The following is a 449-nucleotide window of genomic DNA, read 5'->3' as shown; positions in this document are numbered from 1 at the left end:
GTTTCCATACCCTAAAGATACGGTTTTATCTGCGTTCCTGCAATCAAAAAAGCTGTTTTTGTGGCAATGAATAACGTTTTTTCTGTATGCTTTTTACAACCTGGACGCCCTCGATGAGCAATACCAGGTCGCTCCATGACAGCTCACCTTTCTTAAGCGCAGATATGCCAAAGGTACCCTGCTCCAGACGCTTGTAGTACAGCACAAAGCCGCCGTGTTCCCAGTGCAGCAGTTTGATATGCGTGCGGCTACGGTTCAGAAAAACAAATACCTCACCGCTGGTCGGCTGGCGCTGCATCGCCGAAATGACCAGACCGCACAACCCGTCGAAACTCTTGCGCATGTCGCAGTGTCCATCATATAAATAAAAACGGTGAGAAGACCCCAATGAAAACATATCAGTAAAGACGGATCAACTGGGAAAGCAAACCAAGATCGGTATCGACCTT

General features: G+C 47.7%; 1 protein-coding gene. It reads right to left on the bottom strand.

All coding sequences use genetic code 11. From position 1 onward, the window contains the following. Positions 1 to 43: 43 nt before the first annotated feature. Positions 44 to 397, bottom strand: coding sequence for an IS66 family insertion sequence element accessory protein TnpB (tnpB, locus tag C5745_RS19925; protein ID WP_105718754.1), 354 nt, complete (start codon positions 395 to 397; stop codon positions 44 to 46). Positions 398 to 449: the final 52 nt, after the last annotated feature.

The organism is Sphingobacterium haloxyli, assembly GCF_002980525.1.
GTDB classification, from domain to species: domain Bacteria; phylum Bacteroidota; class Bacteroidia; order Sphingobacteriales; family Sphingobacteriaceae; genus Sphingobacterium; species Sphingobacterium haloxyli.
This window is presented reverse-complemented; position numbering and strand designations above follow the sequence as displayed.

Bases quoted from the DNA above. Each gene is read 5' to 3' on its own strand.
- tnpB (WP_105718754.1), bottom strand. From the start codon at position 397: ATGTTTTCATTGGGGTCTTCTCACCGTTTTTATTTATATGATGGACAC.